The following is a 17,940-nucleotide window of genomic DNA, read 5'->3' on the forward strand; positions in this document are numbered from 1 at the left end:
ATCAACGCATCATCCAAGGACTCGATACCATGCGCTACCGCCCACTCGGCCACACCAACCTGCAAGTCAGCCTGCTCAGCCTCGGCACCATGACCTGGGGGCACCAGAACAGCGAACAGGATGCTCACCAGCAACTGGACGCTGCCCTTGCTGCAGGCATCAACTTCATCGACACCGCCGAGATGTACCCCACGCCCACCCGTGCTGAAACCTGGACCACCACCGAGCGCTACATCGGCACCTGGCTCGCCGCCCGCGGCAACCGCGACAAAGTCCTGCTGGCCAGCAAGATCGCCGGCCCGGCCCGCGACCCCGGTGGCCAGGCGCACATCCGCGATGGCCTGTCGCACCACGACCGCAAGAACATCGTCGCGGCCCTGGAGGGCAGCCTGCGTCGCTTGCAGACCGACTACCTGGACCTCTACCAACTGCATTGGCCCGATCGCACCAGCAACTTCTTCGGCATCCGTGAATACCCCTACGTCGACGACCATCCGCAAACGGCAGCCATCGAAGAAACCCTTGCAGTGCTGGACGAGCAGGTCAAGGCCGGCAAGGTGCGCCATATCGGTGTCTCCAACGAAACACCGTGGGGTGTGGCGCAATTCCTGCGGCACAGCGAGGACAAGGGCCTGGCGCGGATTGCCAGCATCCAGAACCCGTACAGCCTGCTCAATCGCTTGTACGAGAACGGTCTGTCGGAGTTCAGCCATCGTGAGGGGATCAGCCTGCTGGCCTATTCGCCGCTGGCGTTCGGGGCGTTGACCGGCAAGTACCTGAACGGGGCGCGGCCGGAAGGTTCGCGATTGTCGTCGGTATATCGCACGTTCAATCGCTACGGCAGCGAAGAGGCCAACAGCGCGATTGCCGGTTATGTGCAGATTGCACGGGAGCATGGACTGACACCGGCACAACTGGCTCTGGCGTTCGTCATACGCCAGCCGTTCGTGGCCAGTGCGATCACCGGGCAGACCACCTTGTTGCAGTTGCAGGAGAACCTGAGCGCACTGGATGTGCAATTGAGCGATGAAGTGCTGGCCGAGATCCAGGCCGTGCACCGCCGTATTCCCAACCCGGCCCCGTAGCCCACATGGCAAGGGCTTCGCCCTTGTTCGCGGCTGAAGCCGCTCCCACAGGGACCGCACGGATTCAGCCTTTGCGGTGATCCTGTGGGAGCGGCTTCAGCCGCGAAGAGGCCGGTACAGGCGACACAAGAAGGACAGACATGAACGCAATCGTATCCATACCAGACACAGTGACCAGCAGGTGGCAGATTCGCCCAGGCCTGACGCTGGCCTGGATCATATTGGGCCTGATACTGCTGGCAGTAACCTTCCCCGACTGGCTCTCGCCAACCGACCCGTTGGCCGCCGACGCCCGCCTGGCTTACCACCCGCCAGGCCCCGCCTTCTGGCTGGGCAGCGACGAGAACGGCCGCGACGTCCTCAGCCGGCTGGTCCATGGCGCCCGCCCATCGCTCTACATCGGCCTGGCCGCCACCCTGGTCGGGCTCGGCCTGGGCACGCTGCTCGGCTTGCTCGCCGGCCTCGCTCCGGCCTGGCTGGACAACCTGCTGATGCGCGCCGTCGATGTGCTGCTGGCCTTCCCGGACCTGTTACTGGCGCTGGTGATCATCACCCTGTTCGGCCAAGGCACCAGCAACCTGATCCTCGCCGTTGGCATCGCCTCGGTGCCGCGCTATGCCCGCCTGGTGCGTGCCCAGGCCCTGACCATCCGGCGTGCCAGCTTCGTCGAGGCAGCCGTCACGCTGGGCCGCAGGCCTTTGGCAGTGGTGTTCTGGCATGTGCTGCCCAACGCCGTGCAACCCGTGCTGATCCTGGCCTGCATCGGCCTGGGTGGCGCCATCACCGCCGCCGCCGCACTGAGCTTCCTCGGCTTCGGCGCACCACCTCCCGCGCCGGAGTGGGGCGCGATGATGGCAGTGGCGCGCAATTTCATGGCCAACGCGCCCTGGCTGATGGCCTGGCCTGCGCTGGCGATCACCCTGACTGTCATTTCCATCACCGTCATCGGCCGCGACTGGCTGCGCCGTAGCGAGGGCAGAAACCCATGAGCATCTTCGAAAAGCACCCGGCACCCTTGGTGGATATCCGCGACTTGCGCGTGAGCTTCAACGGTGTGCCGGTGGTGCACGGCGTCGACTTGCAACTGCATGCCGGGCAGTGCCTGGCGCTGGTAGGCGAATCGGGCTCGGGCAAGAGCGTGACGGCGCGTACCCTGGTTGGCCTCACCGGGGTGGGTGCCCGCGTGCAGGCCCAGCGCCTGGCCTTTGCCGGGCAGGACTTGCGCCAGGTCGACGAAACGGGTTGGCAGCGCTTGCGCGGTGGGCGTATCGGCTTTGTCATGCAGGATGCACTGGGTTCGCTCGATCCGCTGCGGCGCGTCGGCGCCGAGATCGAAGAGCCGCTGCTGTTGCACACTGACCTGTCTGCTGAACCGCGGCGCTTGCGGGTGCTCGAACTGCTGCGCCAGGTAGGCGTACCTGAACCCGAAGTCCGCGCCCGACAATACCCGTGGCAACTGTCCGGTGGCCTGCGGCAGCGCGCCCTGATCGCCTCGGCCATCGCCTGTCAGCCGCGCCTGTTGATCGCGGACGAGCCCACCACGGCGTTGGACGCCACAGTGCAGGCGCAGATTCTCGACCTGCTGGAGCAACTGCGCGAGCGCGACAACAGCCTGTTGATGGTCAGCCATGACCTGGCCGTGGTCGCGCGCCTGGCCGACCGGGTGGCGGTGATGCGCCATGGGGTGGTGGTGGAGCAGGGCAGTGTCGAACAGATCCTGCAGGACCCGCAGGACCCCTACACCCAGCGCCTGCTGAGCGCGGCTCGGGCGGTGCATTTCAAACGTCCGGCGGCGCCGGCCCTGGCACTGGTGGAGGATGGCGTGGACGAACAACCCGTGGTGCTGGAGGCACGCGGCCTGAGCAAGGCCTTTGTCGGGCCGGACGGGCGGATGCGCCAGGTGCTGAACGACGTGTCCCTGCAGTTGCGCGCCGGGCAAACCCTGGGCGTGGTGGGCGAGTCCGGCTCCGGCAAGAGCACGCTGGGGCGCATCCTGCTGGGGCTGGAGCGGCCGGAGCAAGGCAGCCTGCAACTGGCCGGGCAGGACTGGCTTGCGTTGTCTGCCGCGCAGCGGCGCCAGGCACGGCAGGGGATCCAGGTGGTGTTTCAGGACCCGCTGGCTTCGTTCGACCCACGCTACACCGTGTTGCGGGTATTGGCCGAGGCGCTGGCGCATGCAGGTATACCGCGTGCGCTGCAGCGCACCGAGGCGGCGGGGTTGCTGGAGCGGGTGCAGTTGCCGGTGGGGTTGCTCGATCGTCGCCCGCTGGAGTTGTCGGGCGGGCAGCGGCAGCGTATCGCGATTGCCCGGGCGCTGGCCATGAAGCCCAGGGTGCTGGTGCTGGATGAACCGGTATCGGCGCTGGATGTGTCGGTGCAGGCGCGCATCCTCGCATTGCTGGCCGAGCTCAAGGCGGAGTTGAACCTGGCTTGCCTGTTCATCTCCCACGACCTTGGGGTGGTGGAGCAGGTCAGTGACCACCTGCTGGTGATGCAAGGGGAAAGGGTGGTGGAGCAGGGCCCGGCAGCCCAGGTGCTCGGCCAGCCGCATCAGGCCTATACCCGTGCCTTGCTCGATGCCGTACCTCATCTTCCGGCGGCGCGGCCAAGCTGGTTTACGCGGATTGCGGTGTAAACCCGTGCCAGCCCTGACGCGGGCAAGGCCGCTCTTGTAGAACTGCACATGACTCATTAAATGTGCAGGGACACTGTGGGAGCGGCTTTAGCCGCGAACACCGGCGCAGCCGGTGCCATGCACCGTGTTGGATTCTTCGCGGCTAAAGCCGCTCCCACAGGATCACTACAGGCTTCAAGGCTGTGGGAGCGGGCTTGCCCGCGAAGTGGCAGGAACAGCCAATCGGGAAATCTCAGGAGAGGCATCGACGATCACAAACAAAACACAGTTCACTGTCGCCCCACCAACACCCCCCGGACACTTTGCCCCCGCAACAGCACCTCACCCTCGGCAAACCCCAGCAAAATCAATCCCTTGAACCCGGCACAACTCCTGCAACAGGCCTATCGAAGCCCAGTCCCCGCAGGAGCGCCCTTGAACACACCCATCCTCCCCCTGATCCCGCTCTGCACCGCACTGGCCTTGCTCGGCTGCGAAAAAACCGAACAGCACGCCGCCGCGCAAAGCACCACGCCACAGCAGGGCGGCACCCTGGTCTACGCCACCGACCGCGAGCCCACCTGCCTCGACCCGCATGTGGCTGGCGACATGCCGCAGGTGTTCGTTGCCCAGCAGTACCTCGATTCGCTGGTGTCGATGGACAGCAACGGCCAGATCGGTCCCTGGCTGGCGACAAGCTGGGAGGTTTCGCCAGATGGCCTGCGCTACACCTTCCACCTGCGCCGCGACGTGCAATTCACCGACGGCACACCGTTCAATGCCGAAGCGGTCAAGGCCAACCTCGACCACATGGCCAACCCCAAGACCCAGTCCAGTACCGCTGGTGGCTATATCCGCCAATACCGCGGCACCAAGGTGCTCGACACCTACACTGCCGAAGTCACCCTGGCGACGCCCTATGCGGCCTTCCTCGAAGTGTTGGCCCAGGGCTTTCTCGGCATCCAGTCGCCCACCGCACTGCAACGCAGCCGTGACCAGAACTGCGAAAGCCCGGTCGGCAGCGGGCCGTTCAAGGTGGTGCGCTGGGACCGGCAGAACCAGGTGGAACTGGTGCGCAACCCAGCCTACAACTGGGCGCCACCGACCGCTCGGCACCAGGGCCCTGCGTACCTTGATCGCATCGTCTGGAAGTTCATCCAGGAGCCGTCGGTGCGCTTCGCCTCGCTGCAGGCCGGTGAGGTCGATGTGATCGAAGCGTTGCCACCAGAATCGCACGAAGCAGCACGGCGCAACCCGGACGTGGAACTGATCATTGCCCAGCGCCCGGGGAACCCCACCAACGGCACCTTCAACCTGCGCCGCGCACCGTTCGACGACATCCGTGTGCGCGAGGCCTTCGTTCGCAGCGCCGATGTCGAGGGGGCGCTGAAAAGTGTGTACTTCGGCGAGTTCCCCCGCGCCGGTGGCCCGTTGAGCTTGGCCACGCCGTTCTACAGCGGTGACTTCGAGCGCGGCCAGGACTATGACCCGGCCCGCGCTGCCAGGCTGCTCGACGAGGCTGGCTGGACCGGCCGCGACAGCGAAGGCTACCGCACCAGGAACGGCCAGCGGCTGCGCGCCATCGTGCTGATCGGTGCGCGCACACCGCCGTCGGAGCTGACCCTGTGGGAACAGGTGCAGGCAACTACCCGCCAGGCAGGCCTTGAGCTGGTGCTGGACCAGATGAGCGATGCCCAGGTCACCGCGCGCCAGGCCGCCTGGGACTATGACATCCGCATCGGCTACTGGAACACCAACACCCCCGATGTGCTACGCATCATCTTCACCACCGCCTTCGTGCAGCCGGCCGGGGTTGGCGGTTACCACCAGAACTCCTCCGGCTATGCCGACCCCGGTTTTGACGCGCTGCTCGACAGTGCGCTGGCCACCCAGGATGCGGACCTGCGCCGCCAGCGCTACTTCCAGGCGCAGCAACAGGCTGCCGCGCAGTACCTGCAACTCACCACCTACCCGCAAAGCACGCGCCTGGGCATCTACAAGACCGCCCATGGCGTGCGCCTGGAGCCTTCGCTGGCGGTGACCTACCTCTATGACGCATGGGTGAACAAATGACTACGACGACACTCGCGGTGATCGACCCACGCCGCGAACGCCTGGCCGCCCTGGGCCGGCGCGCCACCCTCCGCCTGGCCGGCGGCGTGCTGGTGCTGTGGGCGGTGGCGACCCTGACGTTCTTCGCACTCCGGCTGATGCCGGGTGACCCGGTGCTGGCGATCCTCGGTGGCCCCAGCGGCAACCCCACGCCCGAAGCGATTGAAGCCGCGCGCGTGGAGTATGGCCTCGACAAGCCGTTGGCCGTGCAGTACGTGTTCTACCTGGGACGCCTGCTGCAAGGTGATCTGGGGGTGTCCTACTCGCAGCACCTGCCGGTTACCCGGGTGCTGGCCGAGCAGGGCGGGGCGACCTTGGAACTGACCATCGCCGCCCTGCTGCTGGCCTGGGTGCTGGTGCTGCTGCTGACAGTGGTCACCGCCGGGCGCGGCAGGCTGGTCGGCGGCATCGCCTCGCTGGCAGAAACCCTCAGCGCGGCACTGCCGCACTTCTGGCTCGGCGTGGTGCTGCTGGCGGTATTCGCCTTCGGCCTGCGCTGGTTCCCGCCGGCCGGTAGTGACAGTTTCGCCAGCCTGATACTCCCGGCGTTATCCCTGGCAATTCCGCTGGCCGGCTTCATCGCCCAGGTCACCCGCGAGTCGCTGGAACTCACCCTCGATCAACCCTTCATCCTGACCGCCCGTACACGCGGCCTCAGTGACCTGGCCGTGCGCTTTCGGCACGCCTTGCGCCATGCCTTGCTGCCAGGTGTGTCGCTGTCGGGCTGGGCCATCGGCGCACTGATCAGTGGTGCGGTGGTGTGCGAGGTGATCTTTTCCCGCAAGGGGGTGGGGCGCCAGCTGTACCAGGCAGTGCAGGCCCAGGACCTGCCCTTGGTGATCGGTATAAGCCTGGTCGTTGCGGCTGGCTATGTGCTGGCGAACATTCTGGTCGACCTGCTGTACCAGTGGATCGACCCTCGGCAGCAGGAGGCTGCAGCATGACAGACCTGACCCATGATCAAGCCCTTGCGCCGTTGCGCCGGCAGCGTCATCTGAAACTGCCGCCGCTGGGCGCAAGCCTGGCGATCCTGTTCCTGTTCGCATTGCTTCTGGCCGCGTTGGCGCCGGGGCTGTTCACTCGCATCGACCCATTGGCCATCGTACCGCGGCAAGCGTTTCAGCCGCCCGGTTGGGCGCACTGGCTGGGCACCGACCAGTCAGGGCGCGACATCTTTGCGCGGATCATCCACGGCGCACGGCAGAGCCTGCTGATCGGCCTCGCGGCGACGGCCATTTCCATGGTCATCGCCATCGCCCTCGGCCTGCTTGGTGGCCTTGGCGGCGCACGCGTGGACCGTGCGGTCGGCTGGTTGCTGGAAGTGCTGTTCGCCTTCCCCAGCCTGGTGCTGGCGCTGCTGTTCGTGGCGGTGTTCGGCAGCGGCGTCGGCCCGCTGATAGTCGCCACCGGGCTGGGCGGTGCGCCGGGGTACGCGCGCATGGTCCGTGGCCAGGTGCTGGCGGTACGCAACGCCGGCTACATCGAAGCGGCGCGGGCGCTGGGGCACCCGACTGCGCGCATCGTGCTGCGCCAATTGTTGCCCAATGCCATGCGGCCATTGGTGGTGACGCTGACCATGGGCGTTGGCCAGGCCATCGTCTGGGCCTCGGCGCTGAGCTTCCTCGGCCTGGGCGCGCGGCCACCGGCGCCGGAGTGGGGGACGATGTTGTCCATGGGGCGTGACTTCATCGCCAATGCCTGGTGGCTCACCTTCTTCCCTGGCCTGTTCATCGTCCTCACCACCCTGGCGACCACCGTGACCGGCCGTTACATCCAACAACGTCTGGAGGGGCGCCTGCCATGAGCGACAAGACCTTGACCGTCGAAGGACTGAACGTGGCCTTTGATGACGGCAGCGTGGTCCGTGATTTGTCTTTCACCTTGCCGCCGGGCCGATGCGTGGCCTTGGTTGGTGAGTCCGGCTCGGGCAAGAGCGTCAGTGCCCGCTGCCTGGTCGGCCTGGCCGGCGCGCGAGCGAAAGTGAGCGCCCGTCGCCTGAGTTTCGCCGGCCATGACCTGCTCGACCTCAGCGAGCGGCAGTGGCGGGCGGTGCGTGGCAAGGACATCGGCTTCGTGCTGCAGGATGCGCTGGTGTCGCTGGACCCGTTGCGGCCTGTGGGCAAGGAAATTCTCGAAGTGCTGCAGACCCACGGATACGGTGACCGCCACACCCGTACTGCACGTGTGCATGAGTTGCTCGAGCGAGTAGGCGTGCCGGATGTCGAGCTGCGTGCTCGCCAGCGTCCGGGGCAGTTGTCTGGCGGCCTGCGCCAGCGTGCACTGATCGCCAGTGCCCTGGCCCTGGACCCCGCGCTGGTGATCGCCGATGAGCCGACCACGGCACTGGATGCCACCGTGCAGGCGCAGATTCTCGAGGTGTTCCAGCAGATCAAGGCCCGTGGCGCCTCGCTGCTGATCATCAGCCACGACCTGGCAGTGGTCGCACAATTGGCCGACGAGGTGGTGGTGCTGCGCCATGGCGAAGTGGTGGAGCAGGGGCCGATGCAGCAGGTGCTGCGCCAGCCGCGCCACCCCTACACCCGGGCCTTGCTGGCGGCAGTGCCGGCCGAGCACCCGCGCGGTAGCCGGCTGTCACCCGAGCGGGTTGGCGTGCGCATCGAACCGCGGGCACGCTCGCACGGTGACGTGCTGTTCGAAGGCCGTGGTCTGGGCAAGCGCTACCTCGGCCCCGACGGGCTGGTGCGGCAGGTGGTACAGGGTGTCGATTTCACCCTGCGTGCCGGGCGCACCCTGGGCATTGTCGGTGAGTCCGGCTCGGGCAAGACCACCGTGGCACGCATCGCCCTCGGCCTGCTGCAGCCCGACGAGGGTGAGGTGCTTTATCGCGGGCAACCCTGGAACCGCCCGGCCAACGCTGTGAGCGAGGCCGTGCGCCGGCCGTTGCGTGGCGAGATCAGCGTGATCTACCAGGACCCGCTGGGCTCGTTCGACCCGCGCTGGAGCGTGGCGCAGATTCTTGATGACGCGTTGCAGGTAGCCGGTATCGAGGCACCCGCCAGACCCGCACGCATCGCTGTGCTGCTCGACCAGGTGCGCCTGCCGGCAGCGCTTGCCCAGCGCCGACCGTTGCAACTGTCGGGTGGCCAGCGCCAGCGGGTGGCAATCGCCCGGGCCATCGCCAGCGAGCCCAAGGTGATCATCTGCGACGAGCCGGTCTCGGCCCTGGACGTGTCGGTGCAAGCCCAGGTGCTCGACCTGCTGGCCGACCTGCAGGACGAACTGGGCCTGGCCTACCTGTTCATCTCCCATGACCTGGGGGTGATCCGCCATGTCAGCGACGACGTGCTGGTGATGCGCCATGGTCAGGTGGTGGAACAGGCACCGGTCGAACAGTTGTTCGATAACCCGGCCCACGCATACACCCGGCGATTGCTCGGCGCGGTGCCGCGCCTGCCCGGTAGCGGCGCCGAACTGGTGGTGCCGCCGCTGGACCTGGTGCACGAGGCGTTCGACCTGTTCGACGAAACCCGCCTGTGGAAGATCGCGATTTGAAGGTGAACTGAGACGTCAAGCCCTGCGCGGCTCCCCAGGGATCGCGCCAGCCTCAAGACATTGGCAAGACAGCTGCTCCCACCAGGCTCGGGTCGCTTAAACGAAAGATGCACTTAAAGGACTGAACCATGACCACATTTCAACGTTTCCCAACCCTGGCTCCGGCCACCAGCGTCGCGGAGCTGAAGGCCCGCATCGTGGCCTTGTTGCCCGCAATCGGCGAAGGTGCCGCGCAGCGCGAGCGCGAACGCCAGCTGCCCCATGAGGCCATTGCCCAGCTTGCGGCAGCCGGGCTTTACACCGTGCGTATCCCTGAGCAGTACGGCGGCCCCGGCGGCACTGTCAGCGATGTGATCGAACTGCTGCTGCAAGTCGCCTCGGTCGATTCCAACGTGGCCCAGGCCCTGCGCCCAGGTTTTGCCTTCGTCGAAGGCCTGCTGGCCGCGCAGGCCGAAGGCGCCGAGCAGGAGCGCGAGCGCTGGTTCGCACGCTATCTCCAGGGTGCGGTGATTGGCAATGCCGGCTGGGAACTGGGCGGTGCCAACGGCGCCATCGCCGCGCGCCTGGTGCGCGAGGGCGAGCACTTTCGCGCCAATGGCAGCAAGTTCTACAGCACGGGGGCGCTGTTCGCCGATTACGTCAGCGCCGTTGCCCTGGACGAGGACGAGCAGCCGGTGTCGTTCATCCTGCCGCGCGACCGCGAGGGCCTGGAGCTGGTCGACGACTTTGATGCCATGGGCCAGCGCCTGACCGCCAGCGGCACCACCCATTTGCGCAATGTGCGCGTCGAGTCCAGCGATATCCGCACGCGCACCGTGGAGGAGGGCAAGCGCACCATCGTCACGCCGTTCCTGCAGCTGTTCCTTGCCACCGTGCTGGGCGGTATTGCCCGCAATGCGCTGGACGACGCCACCCGCTTCACCCGCGAGCATGCCCGCCCGATCAAGCACAGCACGGCCAGCCGCTCGGTGGATGACCCCTATGTTGAGCTGTCGGTAGGCGATATCGCTGCCCGTGCCTATGGCGCCGAGGCCATGGTCCTGAAGGCCGCTGCAACCATCGACAAGGCCTGGGCCGCGCAACTGGATGAAGCCGCCGTGGAGCAGGCCGCGATCGAGGTGGCGCAGACCCAGTACCTGGTCGCCGAGCTGGCGCTCAAGGCTGCGCAAACGCTGTTCGACGTTGGCGGTGCCTCCACCACCGGCCGCCAGCACAACCTCGACCGCCACTGGCGCAACGCCCGCACCGTGGCCAATCATAACCCCCGCCAGTGGAAGGCGGCGGTGGTCGGTGCCTGGCAGCTCAAGGGCACTCGCCCACCTGTCTCGGGGCTGTTTTGACTGCCCAGCCGGCCTTGCTGGCCGGCCATGTGCAAAGCCCCAAGGTGCCGGTGATCATCGGTGCCGCATTGTTCATGGAGCTGCTCGACAGCACTGCGGTGATGACCGCCCTGCCGCGGATGGCCGCCGATTTCGGCGAGCCAGGGCTGCGCATGAATCTGGTGGTGTCGCTGTACATGCTTGCCCTGGCCCTGTGCGTGCCGGTCAGCGGTTGGGCCGCCGAGCGCTTTCGCCCACGCCAGGTCATGTTGTCGGCGATGGGCTTGTTCACTTGCGCCTCGCTGGCCTGCGCCCTGGCCGATACGCTCTGGCAGCTGTGCCTGGGGCGCATGCTGCAGGGGGCAGCCGGGGCTCTGATGACACCGGTGGGGCAGGTGATCATCCTGCGCTGGTCGAGCCGTGAGCAGCTGCTGCAGGCCATGTCGTGGTTGGCCCTGCCGGCACTGGTGGGGCCGCTGGTCGGTCCGTTGCTCGGCGGTTTGCTGGTGACGGTGCTGTCCTGGCACTGGATCTTCCTGATCAACCTGCCTATCTGCCTGCTCGGTTGCTGGCTGATCTTGCGCCATGTACCGGACTATCCGGCACGGCCGGTGCCACCGTTGGACGTGCGTGGCTTGCTGCTCAGCGGCGGGGCCCTGGCCATGTTGGTGTTCGGCCTGGAATCGCTGGGGCTGGGGCAGTTGCCGCAGGCCTGGGCGATGGTGCTGGTGGCCGGTGGGGGAGCCTGTGCGTTGGGGTATCTGCTGCACGCGCGGCGACATCCCAATCCATTGGTGGACCTGTCGCTGTTGCGCCTGCGCAGCTTTGGCGTGGCCCAGGCGGGTGGCGGGCTGTTCCGCCTGGGGTCGGCAGCCCAGCCGTTCCTGATCGTGCTACTGCTGCAGAACTGCCTGGGCTTGAGCCCGTTGGCGGCGGGATGGCTGGTGGTCAGCGGCGGCGTCGGCGCGCTGCTGATGAAGGTACTGGCAGTGCCATTGGTGCGGCGCTACGGCTATCGACGGGTGCTCAGTTGCAATGCCGTGCTCAGTGGTGTGGGGATTGCCCTGTGCGCCAGTTTCGATCGTGATACTGCTGTGTGGCTGATGGCTATGGTGCTGTTCGCCGCAGGCCTGGTGCGTTCACTGCAGTTCTCGACGTTGGGGGCTGCCAGTTATCAGGACGTGCCCGGTGAGCGTTCGGCGGCGGCCAGTTCGTTGTCGGCGATGTCCGTGCAGCTGACCATGGCCATGTCGGTGAGCCTGGCAGGGGGGCTGTTAGGGATGCTGGCCGGGTTGGGCGGGCGTAGCGAAACTTCGGTGGCAGATATCTCCACGGTGATGGTGCTGTGCGCTGCCATGTGTGGAATTTCCGGTTTGGTGTTCCGGCGTTTGTCGGACTAGTCAGCACGCGAACACCACGTTCGTGCGCGATGCCGCGTTGCGGATATGCTCTTGCATCGCACGCTGCGCCCCGGCCTGGTTGCCACGGGCAAGCTGGCGCAGGATCTTGCGGTGTTCCTGCCAGGTCTCCATGGCGCGTTCCGGGCGAATGAACGGCAGCTTCTGGCTCTCCAGGAAAATGTCCTGGTTGGTGGTGATCACCTGCAGCATGGCGTGGTTGCCACTGGCTTCCAGCAGGCGACGGTGAAAGGCGAAGTCCAGGCGCGCGGCGGCCTCGAAATGGCCAGCACGCAGCTCCTGGCGCATCGACTCGACATTGGCTTCGAGCGCATCGATGTCCGCTGCCGTCAGGTACAGCGCCGCCAAGCCGGCGGCAAACCCTTCGAGTGCATAGCGCAACTGGAACGTATCGACGGCGGATACCTGTTCGGCATAGGGCCAGGAGAAACCGGTAGTGGGTGGCGGCGCCAGGACGAATACTCCCTTGCCCGGCTGTACGCTCACCAGCCCCAAGGCGCTCAAGGAGGACAGCGCCTCGCGCAGGGAGGCGCGGCTTACACCCAACTGCTCTGCCAGGTCACGTTGGGAGGGCAGGGCATCACCAGGCTGGTAGTCGCCGTCCTGGATCAGCCTGCGGATAGCCTGCAAAGCGATTTCCGGAACTGCACGGGGGAGTGTGTCGAGCATCTGTTCAGACCAGCTGGCAAGGGGTCTGCGCTTTTTAAAGGCTTTAGCGGTTGCCTGGCAAGTCTCGCCCCACGCTGACGCAACGGGGCAGGTGGCTGCACGAAAGGGGGGCGATGGCAGAGCGATTGGTGCTATCTGTTCAGACCAGTAAGACCGCGTGATGCCAAGGGGCGAAAGCGTATTCCGGGGCTGCCGGGCAACACTGGCACGGCCTGTGCTTTTCGGGCTAGGCAACTTCTTCGCATGCACCCGAGGCATTTTCCATGAAAAACATCCGTACCCTGTTTCTGGCCACCCTGCTTTGCGGCGGCGTCATGAGCGTTTCCCAGGCCCAGGCCGATGCGCTGGCCGACATCACTGCCCGGGGCGTGCTCAAGGTCGCCGTACCCCAGGACTTCCCTCCCTTCGGCTCGGTAGGGCCGGACCTCAAACCCCGCGGCCTGGACATCGACACCGCGCAACTGCTGGCTGACAGGCTCGGCGTCAAGCTGGCGCTGACCCCGGTCAACAGCACCAATCGCATTCCGTTCCTCACGACCGGCAAGGTCGACCTGGTGATTTCCAGCCTGGGCAAGAACGCCGAGCGAGAAGCGGTGATCGATTTTTCCCGCCCCTACGCACCGTTCTACCTGGCAGTGTTCGGGCCGGCCGATACGTCGGTCGACGATATCGGTGCCGTTGCCGGCAAGACCATCAGTGTCACGCGTGGCTCGATCGAGGACATGGCGTTATCCGCGGTCGCCCCACAGGGTACGATCATCAAGCGCTTCGAGGACAACAACTCGACCATCGCCGCCTACCTGTCGGGCCAGGTCGAGCTGATCGCCAGCGGCAGCGTGGTGATGGCTGTCATTGCCGAGAAGAACCCGGGCAAGGTGCCGGTGATGAAGGTCAAGCTCAAGGACTCGCCCGTGTACGTGGGCCTGGCCAAGCAGGAGCCGGCCTTGCTCGAGAAGGTCAACGCCACCCTGGATGCGGCCAAGGCCGACGGCAGCCTCAACCGCAATGCCGAAAAATGGCTGAAGCAGCCATTGCCGGCCGACCTTTGAACGGCCCTGGAGTCGCTGACCCATGGCCTATCAATTTGATTTTTCCCCGGTGCTGGCCCAGGGCGGCCTGCTGCTCGAAGGGGCTGTGTTCACGCTTGAGCTGACGTTGATCGGCACCCTGTTCGGGGTGGCCATCGGTGTGCTTGGTGCGCTGGTGCGCGCCTGGCGACTACGGCCGTTCGATGCCCTGTTCGGCCTTTACGTGGAGCTGATCCGCAACACGCCCTTCATCGTCCAGTTGTTCTTCATCTTCTTCGGCCTGCCCGCGCTTGGCGTTCGGTTGACGGAATGGCAGGCGGCGGTACTGGCCATGGTGATCAACCTTGGCGCCTATTCCACCGAGATCATTCGGGCGGGTATCCAGGCCATCCCCAGAGGGCAACTGGAGGCTGCGGCGGCATTGGCCATGAGCCGTTTCGAGGCTTTTCGCCATGTGGTGCTGCAACCTGCACTGGCCAAGGTCTGGCCGGCCCTGTCGAGCCAGATCGTGATCGTCATGCTCGGCTCGGCGGTGTGCTCGCAGATCGCCACAGAGGAACTGTCGTTCGCTGCCAACTTCATCCAGTCGCGCAACTTCCGGGCTTTCGAGACATACCTGCTGACCACGGCCTTGTATCTGGTCATGGCCATCCTGGTGCGCCAACTGCTGGCATGGTTCGGTCGACGCGCGTTGATGGGGAGACGCTGAATGGATTTCACCTTGTGGGACATCGTGCGCAACCTGCTCGCAGGCTTGCAATGGACCTTGCTGCTGTCGCTGGTGGCATTCGTCTGTGGTGGTATTGCCGGGCTGTTGCTGCTGTTGGCGCGCATCTCCGATAGCCGGTTGCTGCGTGGCGCGGCGAGGAGCTACATCGAGCTGTTCCAGGGGACGCCGCTGCTGATGCAGCTGTTCATGGTGTTTTTCGGCATCGCCCTGTTCGGCATCGATGTGTCGGCCTGGATGGCGGCGGCCATCGCCTTGACGCTGTTCACCAGTGCCTTTCTCGCCGAGATCTGGCGGGGCTGCGTCGAGTCCATACCACATGGCCAGTGGGAGGCCTCCGGCAGCCTGGCCATGAGCCGTCTGGAGCAGTTGCGCCATGTGATCCTGCCCCAGGCCCTGCGCATTGCCGTCGCACCGACAGTCGGGTTCTCGGTGCAGGTGGTCAAGGGCACGGCGGTGACCTCGATCATCGGTTTCACCGAGCTGACCAAGACTGGCGGCATGTTGGCCAACGCCACTTTTGAACCGTTCCTGATCTACGGTCTGGTGGCCGTGGGTTACTTCGTCCTTTGCTACCCGCTCTCGCTGAGCGCCCGTTACCTGGAGAGGAGGCTGCATGCCCCTGCTTAGAGTGTCCGCATTGCACAAGTACTATGGCGACAACCATGTGCTCAAGGGGGTCGACCTGGCGATCGAGGAGGGCGAGGTGGTCGCCATCATCGGCCGTAGCGGTTCCGGCAAGAGTACCTTCCTGCGAACCCTCAACGGCCTGGAGTCGATCAGCGACGGGGTGATCGAGGTGGATGGCGAATACCTGGATGCCAGCCGCGCCGACTTGCGTTCGCTGCGGCAGAAGGTTGGCATGGTGTTCCAGCAGTTCAACCTCTTCCCTCACCTGACCGTGGGCCAGAACGTCATGCTTGCGCCCCAGGTGGTGAAGAAGGCCGGCAAGGCCGAGGCCCGCCAGTTGGCCGAACAGATGCTCGCCAGGGTTGGACTGGGCGACAAGTTCGACGCCTACCCGGACCGCCTTTCCGGCGGCCAGCAGCAGCGGGTGGCGATTGCCCGGGCGCTTGCCATGTCGCCCAAGGTGTTGCTGTGCGACGAGATCACCTCGGCGCTCGACCCCGAGCTGGTCAATGAGGTGCTCGGTGTGGTGCGCCAGCTGGCCAGTGAAGGCATGACCCTGATCATGGTCACCCACGAAATGCGTTTTGCCCGGGAAGTCGGTGACAAGCTGGTCTTCATGCATCAGGGCAAGGTCCACGAGACGGGCCATCCGCGCGAGGTTTTCGCGGCCCCCCGGACAGCAGAGCTGGCGAACTTCATCGGTAGCGTGGCAGGGGGTTAGGGTCCATCGTGTTGCCCTGCGAAGGCGCCAATGCCGATTCGGCGCGGCCCCTTACCCCGCATGCCTCAGGATGTAGCGAATGAAGGCATCCAGTTTGGGTAGCGCGCTGCGCTGGCGCAGATAGACCAGGTTGACCGGGCGGGTAGCGGGCAGGAAGTCGTCAAGCAGTGTGACCAGGCGCCCTGCGCGAAGGTCCTCGGCCACCAGGAACTCGGGTTGCAGCAGGATCCCGTTGCCTGCCAGGGCGGCCAGCCGCAGTGCCTGGCCATCGTTGCTTTTCAGCACCCAGTGTTCCGGCCAGGGGTATTCCTTGCCAGCGTCCAGCAAGGGCCAGGTGAAACGGTTGGTCCATGTGGAGTGCGCCAGTAACCTGTGCCCGGCCAGGTCTGCCGGAACGGCTGGGCGCCCGTGCCTGTCCAGGTAGCCGGGGGCGGCGCAGATCACCATCCGATAGGGGCGCAGTGCTTTGGCCACCAGATCTGCATCACCCAGGTTGCCAATGCGCAAAGCAGCATCGAACCCCTCGGCCATCAGGTCGACGACACTGTTGCTGAGCACCAGATCAACGCGCACGTCCGGGTGTTCGGTGAGAAAGCCGGCAACCAGCGGCGCGAGCAGCGACGAGCCCAGGGTCATGGGGGCGCTGATACGCAATAGTCCGCTGGGTGCCTGTTGCAAGCTTTCAACGCGCTCATAGGCCTTGCGAACCTGGTCCAGTGCCTGCCTGGACTCTTCGTAGAACACGCGGCCTGCTTCGGTGACGTGCATGCGCCGGGTACTGCGCTGGATCAGTTCGACCTGCATTGCATCTTCAAGTTGGCGGATATACCTGCTCACCATTACCACTGACAGGTCCAGGTGCTCGGCGGCCTGGCTGAAGCTGCCCTGTTCGGCGACGCTGACAAATACCTCCATGGCGCGCAGGCGGTCCATATTTTAACTCCTGGTTAAATATGATTGAACAATACCTGTATTTATTAACAAATTGTTTTTGCTTACCGTGAAGACTGTCAAGTCATCAATGAGGTATGCCCCGTGGCGCCCTTGCATTCGCTGCTCGAACATTTTCCACAAGTCAGCCTCGTCGACCGGCCAACACCCATTCAGCGCCTTGAAGGCCTTGAGCATTCGCTCGGGCTGCTTAAGCGCGGCATCAAGCTGTTCGCCAAGCGTGACGATTACATGGCCCTGGGCGGCGGTGGCAACAAGCTGCGAAAGCTTGAGTTTCACCTTGGCGAGGCCCTTCGAGACAAGGTGGATGTGGTCGTGACAATGGGTGGGCTGCAATCCAATCATGCACGTTTGACTGCGGCAGCCTGTGCGAAGCTGGGCATGCGTTGCGAACTTGTGCTGGGCCGTGCCGTACCCCGGGACGATGAAGAGTACGAGCACAACGGCAATATGCTTCTGGATGAGCTGTTCGGGGCCGTCGTGCATATCGTGCCTGAAGGTTTTACCACGGCGAGTTGGGCCGACACCCGTGCACAGGAACTGCAAATGCAGGGCTGCAAGGTCAAGGTTATTCCCACCGGCGGCTCGACAGCCGTGGGGGGCCTGGGCTATGCCAAGGCCGCGCTGGAAATCGCCCGGCAGGAAGCCAGCATGGGCCTGAAGTTCACGCACATGGTCATGGCCAATGGCAGTTCCGGCACCCATGCGGGCATGGCCGCCGGGTTTGCTGCGATGGGGCGGGCGCCGGGCTTCATCAAGTCCTTTGCAGTACTTGCCGAGGCGCCTGAATCGCACCGTCGCACGCTTGAACTTACCCGGCAGACCTTGGAACTGCTTGGCAGCGAGCAGGTTATCGAGCCGCCAATGATTGCCGTCGATGGTGCACATCGCGGCGCGGGCTATGGTGTTCCGACGAAAGCCATGTTGTCGGCGTTGCAACTCATGGCCCGTTCCGAGGGGCTGTTGCTTGATCCGGTCTACTCCGGAAAAGCGTTCGCCGGCCTGGTCGCCGACCTGGAAAGCGGCTTGTACGCACAGGGTGACAACATCTTGCTGCTGATGACCGGTGGGGCGCCGGGGATCTTCGCTTATCGGTCGGCCCTGCAGGGCGCATAGGTACGAGTGCGCCGGGTGCTTATGCCTGCGCATGATG

At 65.3% G+C, this 17,940-nt stretch carries 16 protein-coding genes; 14 read left to right on the top strand and 2 right to left on the bottom strand.

The annotated features are described in order from the left end of the window. Positions 1-29: 29 nt before the first annotated feature. From J5M71_RS07020 to J5M71_RS07060, 9 genes are all read left to right on the top strand, one after another. Positions 30-1,085 (top strand): NADP(H)-dependent aldo-keto reductase, encoded by a 1,056-nt coding sequence (locus J5M71_RS07020; RefSeq protein ID WP_207831061.1) that lies wholly within the window; start codon positions 30-32, stop codon positions 1,083-1,085. A gap of 140 nt (positions 1,086-1,225) precedes the next feature. Further along, the gene (locus J5M71_RS07025) at positions 1,226-2,074 is read left to right on the top strand and encodes an ABC transporter permease (protein ID WP_207831063.1); all 849 of its coding nucleotides are present in this window, start codon (positions 1,226-1,228) and stop codon (positions 2,072-2,074) included. After that, positions 2,071-3,720, top strand: coding sequence for an ABC transporter ATP-binding protein (locus J5M71_RS07030; RefSeq protein ID WP_207831065.1), 1,650 nt, complete (start codon positions 2,071-2,073; stop codon positions 3,718-3,720). The genes J5M71_RS07025 and J5M71_RS07030 overlap by 4 nt, the downstream gene beginning before the upstream one ends. Positions 3,721-4,182: 462 nt before the next feature. Further along, positions 4,183-5,772 carry an ABC transporter substrate-binding protein gene (locus J5M71_RS07035; RefSeq protein WP_233686990.1) on the top strand — a complete coding sequence of 530 codons (1,590 nt, stop codon included), beginning with the start codon at positions 4,183-4,185 and terminating at the stop codon, positions 5,770-5,772. Continuing rightward, a complete protein-coding gene (locus tag J5M71_RS07040; RefSeq protein ID WP_207831071.1) occupies positions 5,769-6,755 on the top strand; it encodes an ABC transporter permease in 987 nt (328 codons plus the stop codon). Before J5M71_RS07035 ends, J5M71_RS07040 begins: the two co-directional genes overlap by 4 nt. Then, positions 6,752-7,615, top strand: coding sequence for an ABC transporter permease (locus J5M71_RS07045; protein WP_207831072.1), 864 nt, complete (start codon positions 6,752-6,754; stop codon positions 7,613-7,615). The genes J5M71_RS07040 and J5M71_RS07045 overlap by 4 nt, the downstream gene beginning before the upstream one ends. Continuing rightward, positions 7,612-9,324, top strand: a complete 1,713-nt coding sequence (locus J5M71_RS07050) for an ABC transporter ATP-binding protein (protein ID WP_207831074.1) — start codon at positions 7,612-7,614, stop codon at positions 9,322-9,324. The genes J5M71_RS07045 and J5M71_RS07050 overlap by 4 nt, the downstream gene beginning before the upstream one ends. Positions 9,325-9,452: 128 nt before the next feature. Beyond that, positions 9,453-10,664, top strand: a complete 1,212-nt coding sequence (locus J5M71_RS07055; RefSeq protein ID WP_207831076.1) for an acyl-CoA dehydrogenase family protein — start codon at positions 9,453-9,455, stop codon at positions 10,662-10,664. Then, on the top strand, positions 10,661-12,043 hold the full coding sequence (locus tag J5M71_RS07060; RefSeq protein WP_207831078.1) for an MFS transporter: 1,383 nt from the start codon (positions 10,661-10,663) through the stop codon (positions 12,041-12,043). The genes J5M71_RS07055 and J5M71_RS07060 overlap by 4 nt, the downstream gene beginning before the upstream one ends. Here the strand turns inward: J5M71_RS07060 and J5M71_RS07065 are convergent, their stop codons facing one another. Then, positions 12,044-12,730, bottom strand: coding sequence for a FadR/GntR family transcriptional regulator (locus tag J5M71_RS07065; protein WP_207831080.1), 687 nt, complete (start codon positions 12,728-12,730; stop codon positions 12,044-12,046). Between the two features lie 263 nt (positions 12,731-12,993). On the opposite strand from J5M71_RS07065, the gene J5M71_RS07070 reads away from it, so the two are divergent. The 4 genes from J5M71_RS07070 to J5M71_RS07085 are packed head-to-tail and all read left to right on the top strand — an operon-like array spanning position 12,994 to position 15,836. Continuing rightward, positions 12,994-13,779, top strand: a complete 786-nt coding sequence (locus tag J5M71_RS07070) for a transporter substrate-binding domain-containing protein (RefSeq protein ID WP_207831083.1) — start codon at positions 12,994-12,996, stop codon at positions 13,777-13,779. A gap of 22 nt (positions 13,780-13,801) precedes the next feature. Beyond that, positions 13,802-14,467 (top strand): amino acid ABC transporter permease, encoded by a 666-nt coding sequence (locus J5M71_RS07075; RefSeq protein WP_207831086.1) that lies wholly within the window; start codon positions 13,802-13,804, stop codon positions 14,465-14,467. Beyond that, positions 14,468-15,115 carry an amino acid ABC transporter permease gene (locus J5M71_RS07080; RefSeq protein WP_063912638.1) on the top strand — a complete coding sequence of 216 codons (648 nt, stop codon included), beginning with the start codon at positions 14,468-14,470 and terminating at the stop codon, positions 15,113-15,115. After that, on the top strand, positions 15,102-15,836 hold the full coding sequence (locus J5M71_RS07085) for an amino acid ABC transporter ATP-binding protein (protein ID WP_046615618.1): 735 nt from the start codon (positions 15,102-15,104) through the stop codon (positions 15,834-15,836). Before J5M71_RS07080 ends, J5M71_RS07085 begins: the two co-directional genes overlap by 14 nt. A gap of 51 nt (positions 15,837-15,887) precedes the next feature. On the opposite strand, the gene J5M71_RS07090 is transcribed toward J5M71_RS07085, so the two are convergent. Then, a complete protein-coding gene (locus J5M71_RS07090; RefSeq protein WP_063912637.1) occupies positions 15,888-16,769 on the bottom strand; it encodes a LysR substrate-binding domain-containing protein in 882 nt (293 codons plus the stop codon). A gap of 111 nt (positions 16,770-16,880) precedes the next feature. Here J5M71_RS07090 and J5M71_RS07095 point away from each other — a divergent pair, with 111 nt between their 5' ends. Then, positions 16,881-17,903, top strand: coding sequence for a D-cysteine desulfhydrase family protein (locus tag J5M71_RS07095; RefSeq protein ID WP_243434121.1), 1,023 nt, complete (start codon positions 16,881-16,883; stop codon positions 17,901-17,903). Positions 17,904-17,940 lie beyond the last annotated feature (37 nt).

The organism is Pseudomonas sp. 43(2021) (assembly GCF_017490805.1).
GTDB lineage: Bacteria > Pseudomonadota > Gammaproteobacteria > Pseudomonadales > Pseudomonadaceae > Aquipseudomonas.

What these genes read in the sequence shown, in the direction of transcription:
- J5M71_RS07020 (WP_207831061.1), top strand. Translation starts at nt 30, where the DNA reads ATGCGCTACCGCCCACTCGGCCACACCAACCTGCAAGTCAGCCTGCTC.
- J5M71_RS07025 (WP_207831063.1), top strand. Translation starts at nt 1,226, where the DNA reads ATGAACGCAATCGTATCCATACCAGACACAGTGACCAGCAGGTGGCAG.
- J5M71_RS07030 (WP_207831065.1), top strand. Translation starts at nt 2,071, where the DNA reads ATGAGCATCTTCGAAAAGCACCCGGCACCCTTGGTGGATATCCGCGAC.
- J5M71_RS07040 (WP_207831071.1), top strand. Translation starts at nt 5,769, where the DNA reads ATGACTACGACGACACTCGCGGTGATCGACCCACGCCGCGAACGCCTG.
- J5M71_RS07045 (WP_207831072.1), top strand. Translation starts at nt 6,752, where the DNA reads ATGACAGACCTGACCCATGATCAAGCCCTTGCGCCGTTGCGCCGGCAG.
- J5M71_RS07050 (WP_207831074.1), top strand. Translation starts at nt 7,612, where the DNA reads ATGAGCGACAAGACCTTGACCGTCGAAGGACTGAACGTGGCCTTTGAT.
- J5M71_RS07055 (WP_207831076.1), top strand. Translation starts at nt 9,453, where the DNA reads ATGACCACATTTCAACGTTTCCCAACCCTGGCTCCGGCCACCAGCGTC.
- J5M71_RS07065 (WP_207831080.1), bottom strand. Translation starts at nt 12,730, where the DNA reads ATGCTCGACACACTCCCCCGTGCAGTTCCGGAAATCGCTTTGCAGGCT.
- J5M71_RS07070 (WP_207831083.1), top strand. Translation starts at nt 12,994, where the DNA reads ATGAAAAACATCCGTACCCTGTTTCTGGCCACCCTGCTTTGCGGCGGC.
- J5M71_RS07075 (WP_207831086.1), top strand. Translation starts at nt 13,802, where the DNA reads ATGGCCTATCAATTTGATTTTTCCCCGGTGCTGGCCCAGGGCGGCCTG.
- J5M71_RS07080 (WP_063912638.1), top strand. Translation starts at nt 14,468, where the DNA reads ATGGATTTCACCTTGTGGGACATCGTGCGCAACCTGCTCGCAGGCTTG.
- J5M71_RS07085 (WP_046615618.1), top strand. Translation starts at nt 15,102, where the DNA reads ATGCCCCTGCTTAGAGTGTCCGCATTGCACAAGTACTATGGCGACAAC.
- J5M71_RS07090 (WP_063912637.1), bottom strand. Translation starts at nt 16,769, where the DNA reads ATGGACCGCCTGCGCGCCATGGAGGTATTTGTCAGCGTCGCCGAACAG.